The organism is Paenibacillus allorhizosphaerae, assembly GCF_042659105.1.
Lineage (GTDB): Bacteria > Bacillota > Bacilli > Paenibacillales > NBRC-103111 > Paenibacillus_G > Paenibacillus_G allorhizosphaerae.
This window is the reverse complement of record NZ_JBHSRV010000009.1, coordinates 30511-47959: the sequence shown is the minus strand read 5'-3', so window position 1 is coordinate 47959 and position 17449 is coordinate 30511. Positions and strand designations below refer to the sequence as shown.

The window sequence follows — 17449 nt, the reverse complement described above, 5'->3', positions numbered from 1 at the left end:
GACCCATCTTATCTTTCCTATCCACGTGGGCGAGGTATGGTTTTCCGCTCGCAATAACGCGTTTCCGCGAGGTGTGAGGCTTGCTGCAAACGAGACCGCCGGTAATACCGAATACATGTGATTGAACGGAATATGGAGTATAGTGACTTGTAATAGTGCTTATGGATTCGACAAATGATGGATTATCGTGTATTTTTTTACAAAAATTTGATATTTTCTGTTGAAAGTTTACTGTCATTTGAATATAATAGGACTACAGAACTAAATTACATAATATTACATTAAATGAAAAGAAAGGAGGTATTGTGTGGTTCTTGATCAAGTGCCATTAGCCAGACAGCTAGAGCTTGTGTTTTCACAGCTCAAGGACGAGCTTACACAATTAACATCGGGCACCGTATTTGTACAGATCCGTAACAATGTGATTGGAAAATTCGGTGTCCGGCATTTTCCGCTCGAAAGCAAAGGTATGGAGTGGAAGAAGGTAGAGAAGGGGTTAACGGAAACGCACCAGTCTTCATTCCGTCAAACGGCGCTCGAAGCGTTAAAGCTAAAGCATTGGACGCATGGAGAGATTCAATTCGAATTTGCCATGCGGCAAAATACATTGTGCACGAGCGTAACGTTCGAATCGAATTACAATATGGCCAGCCTGTTTCAAGACAGCGGGAAGTATCGGCTTGATTATTAATACTTTTTTACTGCCATTATTCTTATTCTTTTTTATCGTTTATTCGTTCTTAATATAAAACAGGTCAGGGAAGCTTTCGGTGATCCGGAAGCTTTTCTTGTCTTTTTCCGGTATAATGTGATGAAGCCGTGCAGGGTATAGACAATAAAATAGGATAGGTGACCCTTGAAAGAGCCACCTATATCATAAGTATTCGAGGGTGAATCATTATCTTGTGAATTTGCCTGCCAATTGTTGCTCGGCGATTTGAACCAGACGGCGGGTAATGTTACCCCCGATTGCTCCAGCATCGCGAGTCGCCATGAAGCCCATGTAGCCGTCTTGAGGAATTTGGATACCCAGCTCTTGAGCTACTTCATACTTCAACTGGTCCAAAGCTGCGTTAGCTTGTGGAACAACCAGTTGGTTGCTGCTGCGGGATTGTCCTGCTGCCATTGATATCACCTCCGTTTCATTAGGTAGTATGTACCAAAGCCGACTTTATACGCGAAAAAAAATTGGTAATTGTGTCCAATGTTTATAAGGGGGATTTCGAGTGACTTTTGTGCTGACTTGCAAAGGATGGTCGTTCGACGCCGATTTGCAAATTATACATGCCGACGTCTATATGGAAGCCGAGGGCGAGATTGTCATCGATGAACCGTTATGCGTCGATGTGGGCTTGCCAGCGCTGCTGCTCAGCGCCAAAGAGAACGTCACGCCGGATCGGTGGGCAAACGCGAACGAGTGGCATCGGATGCCTTTTTTCGTATGCGGCTGCGGCGATCCGGAGTGCAGGGGCTATTCTTTTATCGTGAAGCATCAAGCGGGTGGGGAGCGAATCGAGCTGGTGGAAGTGGAAGAGAAGCCGTCTCAGCCCTCTCGGGAACTCGGTCGGTATACGGTAGCTTTCGATGAATACGTGTCCCAGGTCGAGGCGGTAGGGAGAGCGTTTCTCGATTTTGTGCAGCCGTTAGCCTATAAGCCTTATTATCAACATACGGTAGAGACCGTGAAACGGCTGCTCGGGGAGCTGGAGGCTGCACGGCGGTTCGAACGGAACTAGGTTCCGCACCTTCTGACAGAGCATGCTGTTGTCCATGTTGGGGGTTCGGCCGGGTAGTACGCCGAACGGCAACCAACAGAAAAAGGAGCGCCTCGAACCACGACGGTGGCAAGAAGCGCTCCTTTTTCGTTCATCCGATCAAATCCGTGCGGGAAAACCGTAAGTATGACGGAGGTGCACGGCTTTAGTCCGCATAGCTCTTCGCACGCTCAGCCATCCAGAGGCAGACGTCCCATAGATCGGACACCGGCTGCTTCGTAAACGGCAGCGTGTGCATATACCCCGGAGGCCCGAACTCCGGCGTCAACGTGAGCGCTTGCTGCCCTGCAGCGCTGCGGACTTTCACGATTTCTTTCCACCACGCTTCGTGAACGCTCAGCTCTTTGGCATATTCCGGCGCGGCCGGATGCGGCACCTGCGGGCCTTCCGCGTAACCGACGCGGGCATGAATATGGTAAGCTCGTTCGAACGCGAGCTTCAGGTTATCCTGCTGATCGGGCAGCAGCGATTCGCATACGCAGCACCAATGGCTGAAATCGGCCGTTATTTTCAGCTCGGGAAAATCTTTGAGCAGCGCAGCGGTGCTCCATGGCGTGAACATCGCGCGTCCCCGGTGCGTTTCGTGCGCGACCGGGATGCCGATCGCCCGCTCGACCGCCAGCGCTTTGTCAAAGAACTGCCGCTGCGCCTCGTACGGCATCGAATCTTTGGCGCTGTGGGAATTGATCAGCACCGGCTTGAAGCGGGCGGCGGCTTCCGCCTGCGCTTCAAACGAAGCGGCGTGATCGTCGCCTCGCGTATACACCATGGCGATATAGCTGAAATTGTATTGCGCGAGCAGCTCTTGAAAGCGGGAAGCATCTTCCTTTGCAGGCACACCCGTTTCTATGCCTTGATAGCAGCCGGCGGCCGCGATTTTGGCAAATTGCTCTTCCAGCGTCCCGTTCATTCCCCATAGCGCTTTGTATAATGTGATCTGCGACAACCCATTCACCTCATTCTTAGCATTTGTGCGAATTAAACATTAGCAGCTCCGGAAATCGTCTTTCCCAAGCCGTCCTATTCCATTATTATCGAAAACAGGGAAAATCTCCAGTAAAAACGATGCGAAAAAGGAGTTAAATCCGGCATAACGGGAAGTTAAAAGCCGTGCATGATGCCTCGCTGCGCCTTTTGGCAAGCGCTTTCTTGGCGGTGGCGGCGAATAAGTTAAAATTGAACGATAGCTTATCATGCCGTCGTGTCCGATAATCGGGTTGTAAACTTCACAAAACCAAAAAGCCAAACGTGAAAGCGGATACACCTCAGTCAAGTGAAGTGGCAAACGTTCAGTAGAACAGAAGGAGGTCGGCTTTAAAGATGACGGCAAACAAAAGCGTTGCACTGCTCGGCGCCGCAGTAATCGCAGCCGGGGCGATGACGGGGTGTGCGGGAGGCGGACAAGGAAAGCCGGCAGCCGGCAGCAACGGCGCTTCCCAGGACTCTGCACCGTTTCCGATTACGATGGCGGTGACGCAGGTGGGAGATATTCCGGCCAAGGGAAGCGAAATCGAGCAAGCGATTGAGAAGTACACGAATACGAAGCTGGACATTCAATGGATTCCGAGCGCGGCATATGATGAGAAAATCAACGTCATGATCGCCTCAAGCGAGCTGCCGAAGCTGCTCAAGGTCAAATACGTCCCGACGATTATCAGTTCCATCGAATCCGGTTTGTTTTGGGAGATCGGGCCGTATTTGAAAGATTATAAAAATTTGTCCGCGCAAGATCCGCAATACTACGACAATATCAAGGTTGGAGGCAAGCTGTACGGCATACCGACATACCGGGATATCGGGCGCGGCGCGATCGTGTACCGCCAGGACTGGCTGGATAATCTCGGGCTCAAGCCGCCGACGACACTCGATGAATGGTACAACGTCCTGAAGGCGATGACGCTGAACGACCCGGACCGCAATGGAAAGAACGATACGTACGGCATGGTGCTGAGCAAAAAATACAACGACGGCGTGGCGTCCCTCACGACGCGCATCGCGGTCAGCCAGGGCGCTCCGAACAAGTGGGCGGTGGAGAACGGCAAGTTTATACCGGAATTCGTCACCAAAGAATATACGGACGTCTTGAAGCTGTTCAAGCGGCTGTATGACGAGAAGCTGATCAACCAGGATTTCGCCGTATTCGACGATAGCGAAGTGGAGAAAGTATACGACGCGGGACGTGCAGGCGTGCGTGTGGCGGTAGCGCAAAATGCGAAGAGCATGCAGGACCGGCTCGTGAAAAATGTGCCGAGCGGCGTCTTCGACGTCATGAGCCCTACAGGACCGAAAGGCGTAAGAGTATCCGGCGAGAGCGGGAACAACGGATTTTTCGTCATTCCGAAATCGACGGTAAAGACCGAAGCGGAGCTGAAGAAAGTGCTCGCCTTCCTCGATAAAATGATGGACGAGCCGATGTCTACGCTGCAAATGCGCGGCGTCGAGGGCAAACACTATGTGAAGGCGGACGGAAATAAGACCGAGTACAAAGATTTCTCCGCGTTTCAGCGCGAAGTGAAGCCGTACCGCGACAATTTGCTCAACATCGAGGGCTACAATGTGGCGCCGCTCAAAGATACGCCGCTTGGGGACAAGGGCAACCTGCTGGCGAAGGAAGGCACGAAGCATGCCGTTCCGAATCCGGCGCTGACGCTGCCTTCGGGCACGTACTCGGAGCGGGGCAAAGAGCTGGAGCAAATGATTAACGATGCGCAAACCAAGTATATTATGGGAAAAATAGACGATGCCGGCTGGCAGGCGGAGATCGAGAAGTGGCGCAAAGCGGGCGGCGATAAAGTAATTAAAGAATACGAAGAGGCATACGCCAAAGTGAATAAGAAATAAAGGGGAACGACAGCGATGACTTACAAGGCGGGATATAAAAAATGGACGGCTGCGGCATGCGCGATGACGATCACGGCAAGCCTATTAGCCGGATGCGCAGACAGCGGCGGGAAGAACACGGGCGGCCAAGCCGCGGGAAAAGAGGATAACGGGCCGTTTCCGATCACGATGGCGCTGATGCAGGTAGGGGACATTCCGGCGAAAGGAAACGAAGTCGAGCAGGCGATCGAGAAGTATACGAACACGAAGCTCGATATTCAGTGGATTCCCCAGTCGGCTTATGACGAGAAAATCAATGTGATGGTCGCTTCGAACGAAATGCCGAAGATCGTCAAGCTGAATTACGTCCCGACCACGGTCGGCGCCGTTCAGTCCGGCTTGTTTTGGGAAATCGGGCCGTATTTGAAAGAATACAAGAACTTGGCCGCGCAAGATCCGCAGCATTTCCAGAACATTTCGGTGGAGGGCAAAATCTACGGTGTGCCAAACTTTCGCGACATCGGACGGGCGGCGATCGTCTTCCGTAAAGATTGGCTGAATGTGCTGGGCATGAAGGTGCCGACGACGCTGGACGAGTGGTATACGGTGCTCAAGGCGATGACCTTGAACGATCCGGATAAGAACGGCAAGAACGATACGTACGGCACGGTGCTCTACAAAAAGTACAATGAAGGCACGCAGCCGGTGTTGACCCGGATCGCCGTCAGCATCGGCGGAGTCAACCGGTGGGGAGCGGACAGTGCAGGCAAGCTGACGCCGGAGTTTATGACGAAGGAGTACATCGACGTCATGAAGCTGTTCCGCAAACTGTTCGAGGAGAAGCTGATCAACCAGGACTTCCCCGCATTCGACCCGTCGGAAGCCGACGCCATGATGGACGCCGGCCGCGTGGGCATGAAGCTGAACGGAGTGGCGCAGAACGGCAAAAGCTTCCAGGAACGTCTCGTGAAAAATGTGCCGAGCGGCGTAATCGACATCGCACCATTTGCAGGTCCGCAGGGAGCGCGTCTGGCGGGCGAGCCGGGCAACTTCGGCTTCCTGGCGATTCCGATGTCTTCGGTGAAGACCGAAGCAGAGCTGAAGAAGGTACTGTCGTTCCTCGACAAGCTGATGGATGAGCCGATGTCTACGCTCCAAATGCGCGGTGTCGAGGGCAAACATTACGCGAAGGCGGACGGCAAGACGGAATATAAAGATTTCAATGGCTTCCAGCGCGAAGTCAAGCCGTACCGTGATAATATGGTGAACGTGGAAGGCTACAACGTTGCGGCGCTGAAAGATACGCCGCTTGGCGAGAAAGGGACGACAATGGCGCGCGACGGCGGCAAGCTGGCCGTGCCGAACCCGGCGTTGACGCTCACATCGGCCATCTACACGGAGCGGGGCAAAGAGCTGGACCAGATGATATGGGACGCGCAGACGAAGTACATCATGGGCAAGGTGGATGATGCCGGCTGGCAGGCCGAGGTCGACAAATGGCGCAAAGCCGGCGGCGACCAGCTGATCAAGGAATATGAGGCGGCCTTTGCCAAATTTGGCAGCAAGAAATAACGGTTTGGGAAGTAAAGAGTACATGGTTGCTCTTTACTTCCTTTCTTTTCGTGAGATAATGTTAACGTGAACAATAACAACGAATCGTCTTATGCTTGAACGTTTGCATCGTTAACTACACAGCGGGGGAATGCAGAATGCTGCAAAAAATGAACAGAACGTTGGAAAAATGGATGCCGCTCATCACGCCGACGAGCGTGGTGCTCGGCATGCTGCTTACCGTGTGGCTCAAGCCTTACACGCCGTTCGTGCCGTGGATTTTTGCGTTTATTACGTTTGCAGGCAGCTTGAGCTTGAATCTAAAAGATTTGCAAAGAGTGATGACGCATCCGCTCCCGATCATCGTATCGCTCGTGCTGCTGCACGCGATCATGCCGATGATTGCATGGGGGACGGGGCATCTGCTGCTGCCGGGCGATCCGCAGCTCATTACGGGGCTTGTGCTGCTGCTGGCGCTGCCGACGGGTATCGTCAGCTTTATGTGGGTTTCACTGTATAAAGGCAATATCGCTTTGACGCTGTCCATCATTTTGATCGACACGCTGCTGTCCCCTTTTATCGTCCCCGGCGTCATGTCGCTGATCGTCGGCGCGAATGTGGATATGGACGTGCTCGGCATGATGAAGGGGCTATTGATCATGGTGGTGGCGCCATCCGTGATCGGCATGCTGCTTAACCAGTGGACCGGGGGGCAAGTCAAAACCGTCCTCGGTCCGCGGCTTGCGCCGTTTTCCAAAATCGGCCTCGCGGTCGTAATTATGATCAACAGTGCCTTCGTTGCGCCTTATTTTACGGGCATCAACCTGAAGCTGGTGTGGCTGGCCGCCGTTATTATCGTCGTGGTCGCGTTCGGCTACATCGGCGGCTATTATTTGACGAGAGCGCTCGGTTGGGGGAAGGACCTGGCCATCACGATGACATTCAACTGCGGGATGCGCAACATCAGCGCCGGAGCCGTGCTGGCGATCGCTTACTTCCCGCCGACGGTCGCGATGCCCGTCATCATCGGGATGCTGTTCCAGCAGATGATGGCTTCCTTCTTCGGCCACTTCTTTCTGGCGGATCGGAAGAAAAGGGCCCAGCATGGCGCCGGGCAGATCGCCGGAGGCGTTACGAAGCATTCGTAGCACGTAACGAACGAACTTCCGACAGCCGGGTAGAACGGGCCGGCGCGGCAAATTCGACGACTGTGCGTCAAACCGAGCCATTCGGGGTAATACATTGTAGGTCTGTCTGGAACGAAGCTTGCTGCGGCTTTGATGGCCGCCTCTGTTGTGCCAATGAATTCCAAAACCGACTGAAAGATGACCTGGTTTACGAACCGTTATAGTACACCAAGTTTCGGAATCTGGAGGTATTGGGCTATGTCTGTACCGAACACGTCGATAGCCGACAAGAACCTGGACGAGAACTGGGTTAGTTTGATGCTTGCGGCTCGCAAAATCGGGCTGTCCAAAGAGGAAGTCCGACAGTTCTTTCGTGAATGCAAAGAAAACCAAATATCCGACAAAAAGCGCCATTAAAAAAGAAAACATTCGACAATTTGCGTGTTTTCTTTTTTTTCATCGCAACTGATAGCGCTTACAATGGGTATAATAAATATAGCATCCACAAAACCATCATTTTTTGTTAATATATTGATAACAATTAAAGGCAGAAAAAAGGGGTCTCAAGCGATGATCGGCAACAAAGTGAAGCAGCTGCGAATGCAACAGGGACTAACCCTTAGCGAACTGGCGGAAAGAGCGGGAGTAGCCAAGTCCTATTTGAGCTCGATCGAGCGGGATATCCAATCGAATCCTTCGATCCATTTTCTCGAGAAAATTTGCGCCGTGCTGGGTGTTCCTCTCGAAACGTTCCTGCAGGAGAAGCATCCGCCCGCCGGGGAGCCGCTCGACGAGGATTGGCTTTCCCTTGTTCGGGAAGCGATGGGTTCCGGCATCAGCAAGGAGCAGTTCGCGGAGTTTTTGGAATTTAACAAATGGCGCAATAATCAGCGCAGTCCCAAATAAGGGGAACGTCCACCACAAAAAATCCTTCCTAATCGCTTAGGAAGGATTTTTTGTCGTATCGCTGCCACCGATGTGCCGGAACGCTTCCTGCACCAACGGGTAGCTTTGCTTGAGCCGCTCCGTGTATACCGACTGATTCCACGCGGGCCAGCTGTAGAGCGGCAAAGAAGTGACCGGGTACGCGCCGCCGTTACCGCTGTCCAGCCCCTGCACGGAGCCGTCCGACCGCTGCGCGATCCAGGGGACGAGGCGAATGCCCTGCGAAGGCACAGCGTACAGTTTGCCGTCCTTCTCGCCGTAACTCATCACCTGCAGGGAGCTCGGGTCGGTGAAGCCGAGCAGCATCCACGGAACGCGCAGTTCGACCTTGCTGCCTTTGGCTTGCCACATGGCGAGCGAGTTGAACTCCTTGGAAGCAGGATCGGTCGTTCCGCGAAGCAGCTTGCCTGCCGGCACGTCCTCGAACGGACTGTATTTCTTCGTGTCGGGCGGGATCATCTCGAGCCCGACGGCGAGCTTCCACGGATGGAATACGCCGGAATCATCCTTCTCATCCTCGGGTTTCGGCGGGATCATCCCGTATTGCTTGCCGTACAGCCGGGTGTGGAAATCATAATTGGCGGCGATTTGCACTTCGCTTTCGTCGCCTTTTCCCAGCACGATCAACGTTTCGAGTCCTTCATCGAGCTTCCGCCCGCCAAGCGCCTCCCCATGCTTGTTGCCGCCGGGGGTAATGTCGACGCCGAAGTACAGCTTCTCGCGTTCCGGATCGAACGGCCGTTCCAGCTCGCCGGTAATGTAGACATAAGCTTCGTCGTGCGTCATAGTCAAGCTTTTCCACCCCGGATACGAGCCTTCGAGCTGCTTCTTGTCTTCTTTCTTCAGCGCCTTCCAGTCGGCATCGTCTCCGTCAATTTTGAGCAAGCCGTCTTTTCCGGACAGCATGGCGACGAGTCCGAAGTGCTGCTCGTTGGTCAGCACGTTGTGCCACAGTTTGCGTCGGTTTTGCGGAATCTCGAAGTGCATCGTGTTCCAGGTGCGCTTGAACCATTCGTCCTGCCAGGAGAAGACGATGCCGCCCGCCATGCCTTCATTGGAAATATCGCTTAGCAATGAGGCGTTAATCCGGCCCTGCTCCGCTTCGTTATGGCCGCCCTGATTGCGGTTCATTCCGGTTAGATGGGCGACGCCGAGCGAGGAGGGGACGCCGAATTCGGTGATCATTACCGGGATGCCTTGATGATGCTCCTTCAGCTTGCGCAAATAACTGCGGTACGTATTCGGCGTTCCGTCCGCTTCCTTCACGTCATGCAGCGTCTCGTCCAGCCTGAAAAAATCGGGGTAGTAAGGATAGGCGTGATAAGAGGCGAAGTATCCTGCCGGCCAGCCGTTCACGCCCAAATGCATGGCATCGACGCCGATCATGTCCTCGGTGATCAAAATTTCTCCGGGGTGCTCGAGCGGATCGGTGGTGACCCAATTCGTGAAGGTAAGCGGATGTTTCCAGCCGTACTGCGTTTCGAGCACAGCCAAATGATCCAGCATCTCCGCCAGCCAATTTTCGAAAGGGCTTGCCTGCGGTTTGGCGAAGATGTAGGAACCTTTAAAGCCGGTTTTGTCTTTATGGATCTCGTTCGTGTTTTTCACCATGCGCGGCTCCCATTCCGTACCGATATGCCAGGCGAGCAGGTAAGGGCCGGCATTGTAGCGATAGGCTCCGCTTGCTTTGCCGAACCGCTGCGGAATATCGGCGGCGCCGTACACGGCACTGACGGCGTAGGAAATTTCGGTCAGAAATTCGCCGTAGATTTCGCTCAAATAAGCGTCCTTTTTCTCGATCAGCTCGTCTTCCGGCGTCCACACGCCCTGGATGAAATAAAGCGGCTTCTCGGCACGCTCGTTGTACTCCACAAGCGCTTGGTAGAACGCCGGCGACAAGATCGTGTACACCCGGATCGTATTGGCGCCGAGCGCTTGTATTTTTTTGAACCAGTCGAGATACGTTTCCTTCGGAATCGGAAGCTCGCCGGGATCATGTCCCGGGAGCGCAGCGCCAACGTTGACGCCTTTGACGAAGAAAGGCGTCCAACCGTTGTTTTCGTATATTTCGATTCGGTCGTCCTGGGTGCGAAACTTGATGTGGGAACCGTCGGCGCTTTGCACGCTCTCCACCTTGGGGGCGGGCCAGTAATGCCAGACGAGCAGGACGGCGGCTCCGATGACGACAAGACGCAGCAGCCAGGCGGCCGGCGAGGTGTTCCTCATCATGGCCTTGAGCTCCTTTGCATCAAAGAGGTAGTCAGGCTAAAAGCCGCCGAATCCGCGCTTCCAGCTCCCTGGGCGAGAACGGCTTCTTGATTACGTCGGAAGCGCCGAGCTCGAAGCACTGGCATATGTCGCGTTCAACGCCGAGATCGGTCAGGACAACGACCTTGCAGCCCGGGTGCTTGCGCGATTGACGGATGCGGTCGATCAGCTGATAGCCGTCCAGCGCCGGAAGTTTCAGCTCGGTAATGACAAGGTCGGGACGCACCGATTCGATGAGATGCAGTCCTTCGATGCCGTCCTGTGCCGGACGGACATCGTAGCCCTGCATGCCGAGACGGACATTCATGAAGTCGAGCAAATCTTTGTTCGAATCGATCATGACGACGGTCGGCGCTTCGGGCGATGCCGCCTGCCTGCCGGCAAACACGGCAATATCTTGATCGCCGTCCGATGCTTCGGACCAGCGGGTTACAAACGCGTCGAGCGCTTGTTCGGAAGCGGGCTCGTCTTCCGTAAATCCGGTGACCGCCATGCGTCCCGCAAGCAGCTCGGCATCCTGCAAATACGCTTTGACGGATAAAGAGAGGAAGTGCGTGAAGGCCAGCGTTTGCCCGGGCAGCAGCATGACGAGCGCATGGTCGTCGGCCTCATAGGAAGCGATGGCCGTAAGTTTGGGCGATTCGAGCCGCAGCCGTTTCTCCAAACGATCTAGCTGAATGCCTTCCATAGGCTGGACGTTTGCGAGCAGAAGGCCGCAGCCGTTCCCGGCAGCGGACGATTGCAGCGACTGGCGGACGCGTTCAAACAACATTCGGGATAAGCCGGATCGGGTTAAAACAGATGTATTCATGCACATTCACTCCATTTCGTTCAAAATGATGATGCGGAAGTTGTGGCTTTGGCGGCTCCGCTCTTGGCGGGACCGCCGTCAACCTGGCCATCCTGCCAGCTGCGGCGCACCATATTCCCCCAGCTGTTGTTGCGGCGGACGTAATCCCACTGACCTTGCAGCTTCCACCAGGCGTTCAGCTGATCGTAGCCGATGGCCATGATCACCGACATGCCGATGATGTGCAGCAGCTCGGCTGTAGAGATTCGCCGGCGAAAGGCGAATTGCTCGATCAGCAGCGAACCGCAGGTGAAGATGAGGCCGGTAAGCCAGTTCGCCAGCAGGAAAATGATCAGGATCGGCAACTGCGTCATATCCATCAGCACATAGCCGACCAGCGCGGCAAGTCCGGACAACCGGACATAAGGGCTTAATGTTTCGTAAATGATCGTATAAGGCATTGCGAGCCAACCGATCATTTTATACTTCGGAATAAACAGCAAGGAGCGAAAACGGATCATGTTCCACAGATTGCCCCGGATCCAGCGGCGGCGCTGCGCCGACAACACGCGAAGCGTGTCGGGCGCCTGTGTCCAGCATACGGCGTCGGGACAAAAGACGATCCGGTACGGCAGCTTTCGGTCCAGCATATGCTTGTGCAGCTTCATGACGATGTTCATGTCTTCGCCGGGGCATTCCGCTTCGTAGCCCCCGACTTCGATCAAATAATCTTTGCGGAACAAGCCGAATGCGCCGGAGACGATCAGCAGACCGTTCATGGCGCTCCATCCGATACGTCCGCCGAGAAAAGCTTTCATGTACTCGACGTACTGCAAAGCGGGAAGCCATTGGGACGGCAGCCTTACGGTACGCACACGGCCGTCCTCGATCGTGCTCCCGTTGGCAATGCGGACGTTGCCGCCGATGGCGATATGCTGCTCCGGATTTTCCATATACACCTTAACGAGCCGGATCAGCGCGTCTTTTTCGAGCAGACTGTCCGCGTCGATCGTTGCGACAAGCGGATATTTCGATACATTGATTCCGGCGTTCAGCGCATCCGCTTTCCCGCCGTTCGCTTTGTCGATCACAACCAGCTTCGGATACTGCGGGCTGTGATACACCTCGCGAATCGGTTTCGAAGCGACATGCTGCCGAAAAGCGGACAGGCGATGCGGCCTCAACTGGAATGTATCGATCAGCACCTGAAGCGTCCGGTCTTGGGAGCCGTCATTGACGACAACGATTTCGTATACCGGAAACTCCAGGGTCATCAGCGACCGGACGCTTTCTACGATGGTCAACTCCTCGTTGTGAGAGGGGACCAGAATCGAAACCGGCGGCACGTGCTCTGAACCAGCAAGCTCCCGGAAACGGGAGTACATCGTGCTTTTGACCAGCGTTCGCATTCGTTGATGCGAGATGGCCAGGATGAACAAATAAAGAGCGCCGGATCCGATGATCAGATAGGTGGCGAAGATGCCGTAACCAAGCAAAAACTCTCTCATTCGGATCCCCTTCCTATGAACTGATGCGGGCTCCGTTCAAGCGGGTGTCGCCCGGATTGCCCGCAAACAGATTACGGTAAATTTCATTCAAACGACTGTAGTATGGCAGCTGCTTCAGCTCCTGCGAAGCGACGGCCGCGGCGCGGTCCAGTTCTTCGTGAACGGCGTGAAGCGCCGCTTCGCGGGACGAATCATTTTCCGATCCGCAAGCCGTTTCGCATAGTGCGATGAACCCTTCCGGGCCGAGCAGGGCGAGGCTTTGGGCTCCGTGATGGCGAACCCACCATTCTTCATCTGACAAGGCAAGCTGCAGCTCGTTCATATAAAGGACGAGCCGGCCATCTCCCGCCGCCTTGACCGCCGCCGCCCTGATTTCCCATTCGGGATTATGCAGCAGCTCGCTCATTTGCTTCGGCGGCAGCAGCTGGGGATAGCGCAGCAGCAGCTTCGCCGCCTTGATCCGCACTTCCTTCCATTCCGAGCCGAGAAGCGGAGCCGCAAGCCGGTTCATTCCGGGTTCGTTGCGTGAGGACAAGCCGGTCAAGGCGACGGTCAAGCTCGTTTCGTCGCTTTCTGCCGTCAACAGCTCGGCATACAGCGGCAGCGGATCAAGCGAAGCGGAAGCGACAATGTCGGCGATCAGCTGCCGGGCTTCGGGATGATGTAAGGTCAGCAGCGATACGATGCGCCGCAGCTCGTCCATCGTCGCTGCGCATTTGGCCGCGGCGCGGCCCACGACAAAAGCGGTCGGGTCCGGCCCTTCCTTCTCGAGCATCCCGATCAGTTCGGCGGCCGCGCCTTCGGCGCGCATGACGCCCAAATGATACGCGGCGTCGATGCGGACCGCGTGCCAAGGGCTGCGCAGCCGCTCCAGCTCCAGCTTCACCAAGCCCAGATCGCGGCAAAGCGCGGTCAGCTTGCTGCGGTGCTCTCCGCCGATCGATTCGATCCATTCGAGCAGCTTCGATTGGATGGCTTTCAGCTCATCCGTCGTTAAGCTGCCGGAAGGAGGGAGCAGCGCATCCGCGCCGTCTGCGTTCGCGCTCACATAGTTGAAGTAATCGTGATACTTTTCCAAATTCCGTTTCAGGGCTTCATCCGACTGCCCGTCACGGAGGCGAAGCACAATCAGGACGGCGAAACCCCCGGCAATAAGCGCTCCGAGCACGTACAGCACGGAGGCCGCCTGGTCGAAAGGCTCCATCCACATACGGTTTCTCTCCTCTCCCTTTCCGCCAACCGGCCGCTGTTATTCCACGGTTACGCTTTTTGCCAAATTGCGCGGCTTGTCCACGTCGTTGCCGCGAAGGACGGCGGTATAATAAGCGAGCAGCTGCAGCGGAATGACGGCGACCGCGGGAACGAGCAGGGAGAACGTGCGCGGTACGTAAATCACGTGATCCGCCGTCTTGGCCATCTCCGTGTTTCCTTCCAGCGCCAAAGCGATGACGTAAGCTCCGCGTGCTTTTACTTCCTTTATATTGCTGATCGTTTTCTCCAGCAGACGGTCTTGGGTAGCCAGCGCGATGACCGGCGTGCCTTCCTCGATCAATGCGAGCGAACCGTGCTTCAACTCGCCCGCGGCGTACGCTTCGGAATGAATGTACGAAATTTCCTTGAGCTTCAGCGACGCTTCCATCGCCAGGCTGTAATCAAGCCCGCGGCCGATGAAGAACAAGTGCTCATGTTTGGTAATGATGTCGGCGACCTGCCGGACGGACGCCGCCTGCCCGAGTACGTCTTCCGCCTGTGCGGGCAGACGCTCCAGCATCGCCAGCAGCTCGGCTTGAAGAACAGGGTCGAGCGTTCGTTTCGCCTGCGCCATATGCAGGCCGAGAAGGTAGAAGGCGATGAGCTGGGACGTGTACGCCTTCGTGGAGGCGACGGCGATCTCCGGCCCGGCCATCGTGAACAGCACGTCGTCGGCTTCTCTGGCAACGGAGCTTCCGATCACGTTGGTGATGGCGAGCACACGCGCCCCGGCTTGCTTTGCTTCCCGCATCGCGGCGAGCGTATCGGCCGTTTCGCCCGATTGGCTGACGGCGATCACCAGCGTATGCTCACGGACGATCGGCATCCGATAACGATACTCCGAAGCGAGATCGACCTCGACGGGGAGGCGTGTAAGCTGCTCGATGACCGTCTTGCCGATCAAAGCCGCATGGTAGGCGGTGCCGCATGCGACCATCTGAACCTGCTTCAGCCCGCGAATCTGCTCCGGCGCCAGCTTCACGCCCGGCAGGAAGACATCCTGTTTCGCTTCGGAGATCCGGCCGCGCATCGTATCGCGGTAAGCACGCGGCTGTTCGTGAATTTCTTTCAGCATAAACGTATCGAATCCGTCTTTCTCGGCTCTTACCATATCCCAGTCGATGTGGAGCAGCTGCTTGGCGATAAAGTTGCCCTCAAGCGTCATCAGCTCCACGCTGTCCCGGCTCAGTACGGCCATTTCGCCGTCGTTCAAAATATAAACGTCCCGCGTATGTTCAAGGATAGCCGGAATGTCCGAGCCGATGAAGTTCTCGCCGCGGCCGGCGCCGATGATGAGCGGGCTGGCCCAGCGGACGGCCACCAGCTTGTCCGGCTCATGCTCGGACAGCACGGCGATCGCGTAGGCGCCGCGGATGCGGCCCACCGCCATCCGAACGGCGTGGACAAGATCGCCGGCGTAATAATGCGCGATCAGGTGGGAAACGACCTCCGTGTCCGTTTCCGATACGAACCGGTATCCGAGCGCTTCCAGCTCTTCCCGGAGCTGCAGATGGTTTTCGATAATACCGTTATGTACAACGGAAATTTTCGATTCCCCGTCGGTGTGCGGATGCGAATTGGCATCCGACGGTTTGCCGTGCGTCGCCCAGCGCGTATGCCCGATGCCCGCGTAGCCGGCAAGGGGCTGCTCCTGAAGACGCGATTCCAGCTCGTGAATTCTTCCTTTCGTTTTGAGGAGCCGAAGCCCTGAACTTGTATGGATCGCCACGCCGGCGGAGTCATAGCCCCGATACTCCAGCTTCTTAAGCCCATCCAGCAATATGGATTGGGAATTTCGGCTTCCAATATAACCGACAATGCCGCACATCGTTTATTCCTCCTCTTTCTCGCTTTGGCACGACTGCCATTTCTTGAATTCGATCATACTTCTCAGCTCATCCGGAGCAACGCCCGACCGGAGAGCATCGTGGAGCAGTTCAATCCATTCCTGTTTCCATTGCAACTCCGCATCGCGGGGCTCCGGATGGAGCAGTTGTTCCAAGGGCACGTCCAGTGCAGCCGCAATTTTGTCCATCACGTGGACGGACGGGTTCGAATGAATGTCGCGTTCGATGGTGCTGAGGTAAGACTTCGCCACATCGGCCGCTTCAGCCAACGCGGAAAGCGACAACCCCCTTTCCATGCGAAGCTGCCTCACTCGCTTTCCCAACATGATGATCGATCCTTTGTTGTGGATTTGCTGCAGGAGCCAGCGTCATTCGTCAAAAAAATTCTTTATAACGAACAACACTTTGGAGTATAGCGCAAATTTCGCCAAATTAAAAATCGAATAATTAGGAATATTTCGTTTTAAAGAACAATATCCGCTATTTTTCTAGCGTATTCTCGCGTATCCTATGCAGTTTTGTTCTTTATTGAGAAAATTATGTTCGTTATAATGATGAACGGAGCGAACGAACAAAAGGTTGCACTGTTTGCTTGAACGTCTTTCATAATTACCGAATCCGCCAAAAAGGAGAATCTCGCCATGGCCCCTACGAAAGCGCACGCCAAGCTAGAAGGTTTGGAAGGGCGGGCGATGCCGATTCGCTACCTCGCTCTGATGAGGCCCAGACAATGGACCAAAAATTTGCTGCTGTTCGCCGCGCTTATTTTTTCGGTCAAGCAGGCCGAACCGGTTATGCTGCTGCAAGCCGCCACCGGCTTCGTGCTATTTTGCCTTGTTTCCAGCTGCGTGTACATTTTGAACGATTACGTGGACCGGGAGCGGGACCGGATGCATCCGGAGAAAAAAAATCGGCCGCTCGCTTCCGGAGCCATTCACCCGCAGACGGCGCTGCTGTTCGGTTTCGTTCTGCTTGCCGGCTGCCTGGTGGCCGCTTTCCGCTTCAACGCCGTTTTCGGTCTCGTTCTTACCGCTTATTTTTGCATGAATGTGCTGTATTCGTTCCGATTGAAGCATGTCGTCATCCTGGATCTGCTTATTATTGCGGCGGGCTTCGTGCTGCGTGCGGTCGCCGGAGGTCTGGTGATCGGCATGCCGGTGACGCCGTGGTTTTTGCTCTGCACGCTGCTGCTTGCCTTGTTTCTTGCCATCGGCAAACGGCGTCATGAGCTGTACTTGCTTCAGAACGGCAAAGGCGCGCACCGGAAGGTGCTCGATTCGTACTCCATTGAGATGCTGAATCAAATGTCAGGCATCGTGACGACGGCGACGATCATGAGCTACGCGCTGTTTACCTTTACCTCGGGGCATACGGTTCATTTGATGTGGACGCTGATCTTCGTGCTCTACGGGATGTTCCGCTATTTGTACCTGATTCATATCGAGGGCAAGGGCGGCCGGCCGGAGAAGCTGCTGCTGGAGGACAAGCACATTTTGCTGACGGTGGTGCTATACGGTTTTTCTGTCGTATGTATTTTGCTGTTTACCGGCAATGGAGGAGTGTGAAG

Annotated in this window: 16 protein-coding genes; 8 read left to right on the top strand and 8 right to left on the bottom strand. The window is 55.1% G+C overall.

Annotated features, from left to right (window positions below; genetic code table 11):
- Positions 1-307: 307 nt before the first annotated feature.
- Positions 308-691, top strand: coding sequence for an O-methyltransferase (locus tag ACFQI7_RS26530; protein ID WP_218100775.1), 384 nt, complete (start codon positions 308-310; stop codon positions 689-691).
- A gap of 207 nt (positions 692-898) precedes the next feature.
- On the opposite strand, the gene ACFQI7_RS26525 is transcribed toward ACFQI7_RS26530, so the two are convergent.
- A complete protein-coding gene (locus ACFQI7_RS26525; protein WP_218100776.1) occupies positions 899-1126 on the bottom strand; it encodes an alpha/beta-type small acid-soluble spore protein in 228 nt (75 codons plus the stop codon).
- A gap of 100 nt (positions 1127-1226) precedes the next feature.
- Here ACFQI7_RS26525 and ACFQI7_RS26520 point away from each other — a divergent pair, with 100 nt between their 5' ends.
- Positions 1227-1736 carry a hypothetical protein gene (locus ACFQI7_RS26520; protein ID WP_218100777.1) on the top strand — a complete coding sequence of 170 codons (510 nt, stop codon included), beginning with the start codon at positions 1227-1229 and terminating at the stop codon, positions 1734-1736.
- 184 nt (positions 1737-1920) lie between these two features.
- On the opposite strand, the gene ACFQI7_RS26515 is transcribed toward ACFQI7_RS26520, so the two are convergent.
- Complete coding sequence (locus ACFQI7_RS26515) at positions 1921-2721, bottom strand: sugar phosphate isomerase/epimerase family protein (protein WP_230415260.1); 801 nt, start codon at positions 2719-2721, stop codon at positions 1921-1923.
- 374 nt (positions 2722-3095) lie between these two features.
- On the opposite strand from ACFQI7_RS26515, the gene ACFQI7_RS26510 reads away from it, so the two are divergent.
- The 5 genes from ACFQI7_RS26510 to ACFQI7_RS26490 all read left to right on the top strand — a co-directional run bounded on the left by ACFQI7_RS26510 (position 3096) and on the right by ACFQI7_RS26490 (position 8179).
- Positions 3096-4616, top strand: a complete 1521-nt coding sequence (locus ACFQI7_RS26510; protein WP_218100778.1) for an extracellular solute-binding protein — start codon at positions 3096-3098, stop codon at positions 4614-4616.
- A 15-nt stretch (positions 4617-4631) separates the two neighbouring features.
- Positions 4632-6167, top strand: coding sequence for an extracellular solute-binding protein (locus tag ACFQI7_RS26505; RefSeq protein WP_218100779.1), 1536 nt, complete (start codon positions 4632-4634; stop codon positions 6165-6167).
- A 149-nt stretch (positions 6168-6316) separates the two neighbouring features.
- Complete coding sequence (locus ACFQI7_RS26500) at positions 6317-7294, top strand: bile acid:sodium symporter family protein (RefSeq protein WP_377517883.1); 978 nt, start codon at positions 6317-6319, stop codon at positions 7292-7294.
- A gap of 237 nt (positions 7295-7531) precedes the next feature.
- Positions 7532-7690: an anti-repressor SinI family protein gene (locus ACFQI7_RS26495; protein WP_218100781.1), complete on the top strand. Its 159-nt coding sequence runs from the start codon at positions 7532-7534 to the stop codon at positions 7688-7690.
- Positions 7691-7843: 153 nt separating this feature from the next.
- A complete protein-coding gene (locus ACFQI7_RS26490; protein WP_218100782.1) occupies positions 7844-8179 on the top strand; it encodes a helix-turn-helix domain-containing protein in 336 nt (111 codons plus the stop codon).
- Between the two features lie 36 nt (positions 8180-8215).
- On the opposite strand, the gene ACFQI7_RS26485 is transcribed toward ACFQI7_RS26490, so the two are convergent.
- From ACFQI7_RS26485 to ACFQI7_RS26460, 6 genes are read right to left on the bottom strand one after another with little or no spacing between them, the layout of a single operon-like run.
- Positions 8216-10444 carry a hypothetical protein gene (locus ACFQI7_RS26485; protein ID WP_377517928.1) on the bottom strand — a complete coding sequence of 743 codons (2229 nt, stop codon included), beginning with the start codon at positions 10442-10444 and terminating at the stop codon, positions 8216-8218.
- 34 nt (positions 10445-10478) lie between these two features.
- Positions 10479-11297, bottom strand: a complete 819-nt coding sequence (locus ACFQI7_RS26480) for a response regulator transcription factor (protein WP_218100784.1) — start codon at positions 11295-11297, stop codon at positions 10479-10481.
- A 20-nt stretch (positions 11298-11317) separates the two neighbouring features.
- Positions 11318-12784: a glycosyltransferase family 2 protein gene (locus ACFQI7_RS26475; RefSeq protein ID WP_218100785.1), complete on the bottom strand. Its 1467-nt coding sequence runs from the start codon at positions 12782-12784 to the stop codon at positions 11318-11320.
- Positions 12785-12797: 13 nt separating this feature from the next.
- Entirely contained in the window at positions 12798-13994 is a 1197-nt protein-coding gene (locus ACFQI7_RS26470; RefSeq protein ID WP_218100786.1) for a HEAT repeat domain-containing protein, read from the bottom strand.
- A 39-nt stretch (positions 13995-14033) separates the two neighbouring features.
- Positions 14034-15863 carry a glutamine--fructose-6-phosphate transaminase (isomerizing) gene (glmS, locus tag ACFQI7_RS26465; protein ID WP_218100787.1) on the bottom strand — a complete coding sequence of 610 codons (1830 nt, stop codon included), beginning with the start codon at positions 15861-15863 and terminating at the stop codon, positions 14034-14036.
- A gap of 3 nt (positions 15864-15866) precedes the next feature.
- Positions 15867-16208, bottom strand: a complete 342-nt coding sequence (locus tag ACFQI7_RS26460) for a helix-turn-helix domain-containing protein (protein ID WP_218100788.1) — start codon at positions 16206-16208, stop codon at positions 15867-15869.
- Between the two features lie 315 nt (positions 16209-16523).
- On the opposite strand from ACFQI7_RS26460, the gene ACFQI7_RS26455 reads away from it, so the two are divergent.
- Complete coding sequence (locus ACFQI7_RS26455; protein ID WP_218100789.1) at positions 16524-17447, top strand: decaprenyl-phosphate phosphoribosyltransferase; 924 nt, start codon at positions 16524-16526, stop codon at positions 17445-17447.
- Positions 17448-17449: the final 2 nt, after the last annotated feature.

What these genes read in the sequence shown, in the direction of transcription:
- ACFQI7_RS26525 (WP_218100776.1), bottom strand. Translation starts at nt 1,126, where the DNA reads ATGGCAGCAGGACAATCCCGCAGCAGCAACCAACTGGTTGTTCCACAA.
- ACFQI7_RS26510 (WP_218100778.1), top strand. Translation starts at nt 3,096, where the DNA reads ATGACGGCAAACAAAAGCGTTGCACTGCTCGGCGCCGCAGTAATCGCA.
- ACFQI7_RS26505 (WP_218100779.1), top strand. Translation starts at nt 4,632, where the DNA reads ATGACTTACAAGGCGGGATATAAAAAATGGACGGCTGCGGCATGCGCG.
- ACFQI7_RS26500 (WP_377517883.1), top strand. Translation starts at nt 6,317, where the DNA reads ATGAACAGAACGTTGGAAAAATGGATGCCGCTCATCACGCCGACGAGC.
- ACFQI7_RS26495 (WP_218100781.1), top strand. Translation starts at nt 7,532, where the DNA reads ATGTCTGTACCGAACACGTCGATAGCCGACAAGAACCTGGACGAGAAC.
- ACFQI7_RS26490 (WP_218100782.1), top strand. Translation starts at nt 7,844, where the DNA reads ATGATCGGCAACAAAGTGAAGCAGCTGCGAATGCAACAGGGACTAACC.
- ACFQI7_RS26485 (WP_377517928.1), bottom strand. Translation starts at nt 10,444, where the DNA reads ATGAGGAACACCTCGCCGGCCGCCTGGCTGCTGCGTCTTGTCGTCATC.
- ACFQI7_RS26480 (WP_218100784.1), bottom strand. Translation starts at nt 11,297, where the DNA reads ATGAATACATCTGTTTTAACCCGATCCGGCTTATCCCGAATGTTGTTT.
- ACFQI7_RS26475 (WP_218100785.1), bottom strand. Translation starts at nt 12,784, where the DNA reads ATGAGAGAGTTTTTGCTTGGTTACGGCATCTTCGCCACCTATCTGATC.
- ACFQI7_RS26470 (WP_218100786.1), bottom strand. Translation starts at nt 13,994, where the DNA reads ATGTGGATGGAGCCTTTCGACCAGGCGGCCTCCGTGCTGTACGTGCTC.
- glmS (WP_218100787.1), bottom strand. Translation starts at nt 15,863, where the DNA reads ATGTGCGGCATTGTCGGTTATATTGGAAGCCGAAATTCCCAATCCATA.
- ACFQI7_RS26460 (WP_218100788.1), bottom strand. Translation starts at nt 16,208, where the DNA reads ATGTTGGGAAAGCGAGTGAGGCAGCTTCGCATGGAAAGGGGGTTGTCG.
- ACFQI7_RS26455 (WP_218100789.1), top strand. Translation starts at nt 16,524, where the DNA reads ATGGCCCCTACGAAAGCGCACGCCAAGCTAGAAGGTTTGGAAGGGCGG.